The sequence below is a fragment of the Variovorax sp. P1_H12_2 genome, assembly GCF_056405335.1.
Genome location: NZ_JBFUCI010000428.1, coordinates 1 through 5323 on the forward strand (window position 1 = coordinate 1; position 5323 = coordinate 5323).

Annotated in this window: 6 protein-coding genes; all 6 read left to right on the plus strand. The window is 66.5% G+C overall.

What is annotated here, in order from left to right; genetic code table 11:
* On the plus strand, positions 1 to 363 hold a 363-nt coding region (locus AC1D2K_RS29105), incomplete at its 5' end, for a hotdog fold thioesterase (RefSeq protein ID WP_478093201.1).
* The gene (locus AC1D2K_RS29110) at positions 360 to 683 is read left to right on the plus strand and encodes a hypothetical protein (protein WP_478093202.1); all 324 of its coding nucleotides are present in this window, start codon (positions 360 to 362) and stop codon (positions 681 to 683) included. The genes AC1D2K_RS29105 and AC1D2K_RS29110, both read left to right, overlap by 4 nt.
* A 45-nt stretch (positions 684 to 728) precedes the next feature.
* Positions 729 to 2675 carry an AMP-dependent synthetase/ligase gene (locus AC1D2K_RS29115; RefSeq protein ID WP_478093204.1) on the plus strand — a complete coding sequence of 649 codons (1947 nt, stop codon included), beginning with the start codon at positions 729 to 731 and terminating at the stop codon, positions 2673 to 2675.
* An 11-nt stretch (positions 2676 to 2686) separates the two neighbouring features.
* Entirely contained in the window at positions 2687 to 3484 is a 798-nt protein-coding gene (locus AC1D2K_RS29120) for an ABC transporter ATP-binding protein (RefSeq protein WP_478093205.1), read from the plus strand.
* Positions 3485 to 3502: 18 nt separating this feature from the next.
* On the plus strand, positions 3503 to 4432 hold the full coding sequence (locus AC1D2K_RS29125; protein ID WP_478093207.1) for a branched-chain amino acid ABC transporter permease: 930 nt from the start codon (positions 3503 to 3505) through the stop codon (positions 4430 to 4432).
* Positions 4433 to 4501: 69 nt separating this feature from the next.
* Positions 4502 to 5323: branched-chain amino acid ABC transporter permease (locus tag AC1D2K_RS29130; protein ID WP_478093209.1), on the plus strand; the 822-nt coding region annotated here is incomplete at its 3' end.

The following is a 5323-nucleotide window of genomic DNA, read 5'->3' on the forward strand; positions in this document are numbered from 1 at the left end:
CTGGTGGCCGCGTCCGTCGGCAGCACCACCGTGCGCATGAAGGTGGAACGCAGGCACATCAACTTCAACGGCAAGTGCCACGGGGGAGCGCTGTTCGCGCTCGGAGACATGGCGCTCGGGCTGGCGTGCAACTCCCACGGCCGGCTGGCCACGCTGGTCGACGGCCAGATGAGCATTTCCACGGCCGTGGATGAAGGCGACTGGCTGGTTGCCCATGCCAGCGAGGTGAGCCGGTCGCGAAAGATCGGCAGCTACCAGGTGCATGTCACCCGGGCGAAGGACAACGCGCACATCGCGCTGATGCACGGAACGGTCTACGTGCTGGACCGGCCCGTCGCGGCCGTTGGCGGAGACAGCCGGTGACGGCCGCCCCTCTCGCTGCGCCGCTTCGCGGGCGCGACCGGAAACGGATCAGGTCGCTCAAGCGGCCGGCCCGCGCGGGGAGCTCGCCGGTCGCGCATCCGGCGCTTCAGGCGCAGAGCCAGTTGATCGTGCTGGAGTTGCTGGAACGAAGCATCCGGTTCGGCCATCGGCGTCTGGCGCTTCAGCGGCTTCGGCACGCGGCGGATCTCGGCGCCCCCCTGCGCGACGACCACTGGCGCTATTGCCAGCAGGTGGCGGAGGCATCGAACGACAAGGACCTCGTCGCCCTCTTCGCCATGGCGCGGCGCCTCGCGAGCTAGGCCTTTCCTCCTTCGTCGCCCCGAAATCGATTGCGTGGAGTCCATGTGCAAACCACTTTTCCCCGTTTGATGTTGCATCAAGCCGCAGCCCGCCCGGACGCGCCGGCGATGCGGGAGAAGGCGTACGGCATCTGGCACATCACCTCCTGGTCGGCCATGGCGACGCTGGTCGAGGCCATCGCCTGCGGGTTGCTCCAGGCCGGCCTGCAGCGCGGCGAGCACCTGGTGGTTATCGGCACCAACCGGCCGCGCCTGTACGCCACGATGCTCGCCGCGCAGTCGCTCGGGGCCATACCGGTGCCGCTGTACCAGGATGCGGTGGCGGCCGAATGCGTCTTCCCCGTCAGCAATGCCGAGGTGCGCTTTTGCGTGGTGGAAGACCAGGAGCAGGTCGACAAGCTGCTTGAGATCCGCGAACAGTGCCCGCGGATCTCCCACATCTGGTTCGACGACCCGCGCGGCCTGCGCAATTACGACCAGCCGGGACTCGCTGCGCTCGATGCGCTCATCGCGGCGGGCGCGGTGCACGCCGGAACCCACCCGGCGCTGTTCCGCCAGCAGGTCGAACAGGGAAGCGCCGACGACGTGGCCGCCATGTTCTTCACCAGCGGCACCACCGGAAACCCCAAAGGGGTGGTTCACACGCACCGCGCCCTGATCGACCGCGCGCGCGCGGGCGCCAGCTTCGACAAGCTGAACGACAAGGACGAGGTGCTGGCCTACCTGCCGCCGGCCTGGATCGGCCAGAACATCTTCTCGTACGCGCAGTGGCTGGTGGTCGGCTACGTCGTCAATTGTCCCGAGAGCGGCAGCACGGTGATGATCGACCTCAAGGAAGTCGGTCCCACCTATTACTTCGCGCCCCCACGGGTGTTCGAGGGCCTGCTCACCAGCGTGATGATCCGGATGGAAGACGCCGGCCTCCTCAAGCGCCGGCTCTTCCACGCCTGCATGGCGCTGGCCCGCCGCGTCGGCCCCGCGCGCCTGGACGGCAAGCCGGTCGGCCTGCGTGACCGCCTGGCGTACCGGTTGAGCGACTGGCTGGTGTACGGCCCGCTGCGCAACAACCTGGGGATGAGCCGCGTGCGCGTGGCCTACACCGCGGGCGAGGCCATCGGCCCGGACCTGTTCAGCTTCTACCGCTCGATCGGCATCAATCTCAAGCAACTCTACGGCTCCACCGAGACCGCCGTGTTCGTCTGCCTGCAGCCCGACCACGAGGCGCGCGCCGACACCGTGGGCGTGCCTTGCGAGGGCGTTGAAATCAGGCTCAGCGACACCGGCGAGATCCTGGTGAAATCGCCCGGCCTGCTCAAGGAGTACTACAAGAATCCCGAGGCCACCGCCGAGGTTCTCAGCGCCGACGGCTGGTACCGCACCAGCGACGCGGGCTTCATCGACGCCAGCGGCCATCTGAAGATCATCGACCGCGTCAAGGACGTCGGCCGCCTCCTGGGCGGCGCCTTCGACGGTGCCATGTTCGCGCCCAAGTACGTCGAGAACAAGCTCAAGTTCTTCTCGCACATCAAGGAGGCGGTGGCCTTCGGCGATGGACGCGAGAAGGTCTGCGTGATGGTCAACATCGACTTCGAGGCGGTGGGCAACTGGGCCGAACGGCGCAACCTGCCCTACGCCGGCTACACCGACCTGGCGGGCAAACCCGAGGCGCACGARCTCATTCGCGCGTGCGTGGAGAAAGTCAATGCGGACCTGTCGCGCGACGCGTTGCTCGCCGGCAGCCAGATCAGCCGCTTCCTCGTGCTGCACAAGGAACTCGACGCCGACGACGGCGAGCTGACCCGCACCAACAAGGTCAGACGCGGGTTCATCGGGGAGAAGTACAGGCTTCTGGTCGATGCGCTGTACGACGGCAAGACCGAGCAGTTCATCGAAACGCAGGTGAAGTTCGAGGACGGCCGCTCCGGCAGCGTGAGCGCCCAGGTCCGGATTCTGGACGTCAAGACGTTCACGCCCATCGGCGCCGCCGCCTGAAGAACAAAGCCGTGACCCAGAAAACCATCGGCGACGTCATCCTTGACGTTCGCAACATCAGCCTGCGGTTCGGCGGCGTCAAGGCCCTGACCGACATCAGCTTCGACGTCCACGAGCACGAGGTGCGCGCCATCATCGGCCCCAACGGCGCCGGCAAGAGCTCGATGCTCAACTGCATCAACGGCGTCTACGCGCCGCAGGAGGGCTCCATTGCCTTCCGCAACCGGACGTTCAAGCACATGAACTCGCGCCAGGTGGCCGAGATGGGCATTGCGCGCACGTTCCAGAACCTGGCGCTGTTCAAGGGCATGAGCGTGATCGACAACATCATGACCGGGCGCAACCTGCGCATCCGCAGCGGCCTGCTCAGCCAGGCGTTCCGGAACCCCTTCGGCATCGGCACGGCCCAGCGCGAGGAAGAGAAACACCGCGCCTTCGTCGAGCGCATCATCGATTTCCTCGAAATCCAGGCGCACCGCAAGACGCCCGTGGGGCAGCTGCCCTACGGCCTGCAGAAGCGCGTCGACCTCGGCCGCGCGCTGGCGATGGAGCCGCAGGTGCTGCTGCTCGACGAGCCGATGGCCGGCATGAACATGGAGGAGAAGCAGGACATGAGCCGCTTCATCCTCGACGTCAACGACGAGTTCGGCACCACCATCGTGCTGATCGAGCACGACATGGGCGTGGTCATGGACATCTCGGACCGCGTGGTGGTGCTGGACTACGGCAGGAAGATCGGCGACGGCACGCCCGATGAGGTGCGCAGCAACGACGACGTCATCAGCGCCTATCTGGGCACTGGCCACTGAGACCCGGCGGAGACACACATGGCATTTTTTCTGGAAGCCCTTTCCGGCGGCCTGATGGCGGGCATGCTGTATTCGCTGGTCGCACTGGGCTTCGTGCTGATCTTCAAGGCCTCGGGCGTCTTCAACTTCGCGCAGGGCGCGATGGTGCTCTTCGCCGCGCTGGCGATGGCCCGCTTCGCCGAGTGGATTCCGAAGTGGCTGGACATCGACAGCCGGCTGCAGGCCAACCTGCTGGCCTTCCTGCTCGCGGGACTGTGCATGTTCGCGGTGGCCTGGGCGGTCGAGCGGCTGGTGCTGCGCCACCTCGTGAACCAGGAGGCCGCGACCCTGCTCATGGCCACGCTGGGCATCTCCTACTTCCTCGWGGGCCTCGGGCAGAGCCTCTTCGGCAGCAACATCTACCAGATCAACATCGGTATGCCCAAGGACCCGATCTTCCTCCTGGAGTCGAGCTTCGAAGGCGGCATCCTCGTCAACAAGGAAGATCTTTACGCCGCGGTGATCGCCGCCGTGCTGGTGGCCGGCCTGTCGCTGTTCTTCCAGAAGACCGGCACCGGCCGCGCGCTGCGCGCCGTGGCCGACGATCACCAGGCCGCGCAGTCCATCGGCATCGCGCTCGATCGCATCTGGGTCATCGTCTGGTGCGTGGCCGGCGTGGTGGCGCTGGTGGCCGGGATGATCTGGGGCTCCAAGCTCGGGGTGCAGTTCTCGCTGTCGACCGTGGCCCTGCGCGCCCTGCCCGTCATCATCCTCGGCGGCCTGACTTCGGTGCCCGGCGCCATCCTCGGCGGCCTGATCGTGGGCGTGGGCGAAAAGCTCTCCGAGGTCTATCTCGGCCCCCTCATCGGCGGCGGCATCGAGATCTGGTTCGCCTATGTGCTGGCCCTCGTGTTCCTGCTGTTCCGTCCCCAGGGCCTGTTCGGCGAAAAGATGATCGACCGCGTCTGAAGCGCGTTCGACGACGCGCGCCGCGCGTGCATCCCGGCTCACTGCCCAGAAGACTGTTCGAGACCAACGATGTTCTACAGAGAAAACGGCCAGCTCAAGACCTCCTACCGGGCCGACCAGCAGATCCTTCCCATCGCGCAGGACCGCTGGGCCATGGGGGTCCTGCTCGCGATGGCATGCCTGGTCGTTCCGGCCATTGCGAGCGACTACGCCCTGATCGCCATCGCGGTCCCCTTCCTCATCATGTCGCTCGCCGCGCTCGGCGTGAACATCCTCGTCGGCTACTGCGGGCAGATCTCGCTGGGCTCGGGTGCCTTCATGGCCATGGGTGGGTACGGTGCGTACAACTTCCTGGTCCGGATCCCCGACATGCCGCTCATTCCCGCGCTGCTGCTCGGCGGCCTGTGCGCGACCGTGTACGGCGTGCTGTTCGGCCTGCCCAGCCTGCGCGTCAAGGGCCTGTACCTGGCCGTGGCCACGCTGGCCGCGCAGTTCTTCAGCGACTGGATGTTCCTTCGGATCAAGTGGCTGACCAACCACTCGTCGTCCGGTTCGGTCTCCGTCTCCGGGCTCCAGATCGCGGGCTGGTCCATCGGCTCGCCGGTCGAGAAGTACCTGCTGTGCCTGGGGTTCGTCCTGGTCTTCTCCCTGCTCGCCAAGAACCTGGTGCGAAGCGCGATCGGCCGGGAGTGGATGGCCATCCGCGACATGGACGTGGCCGCGGCGGTGATCGGCATCCGTCCCATGTACGCCAAGCTCACGGCCTTCGCGGTCAGCTCTTTCATCATCGGCATCGCCGGTGGCCTGTGGGCCTTCGTGCACCTCGGCGCCTGGGAGCCGGCGGCCTTCTCCGTGGAGCTCTCCTTCCGCCTTCTCTTCATGGTCATCATC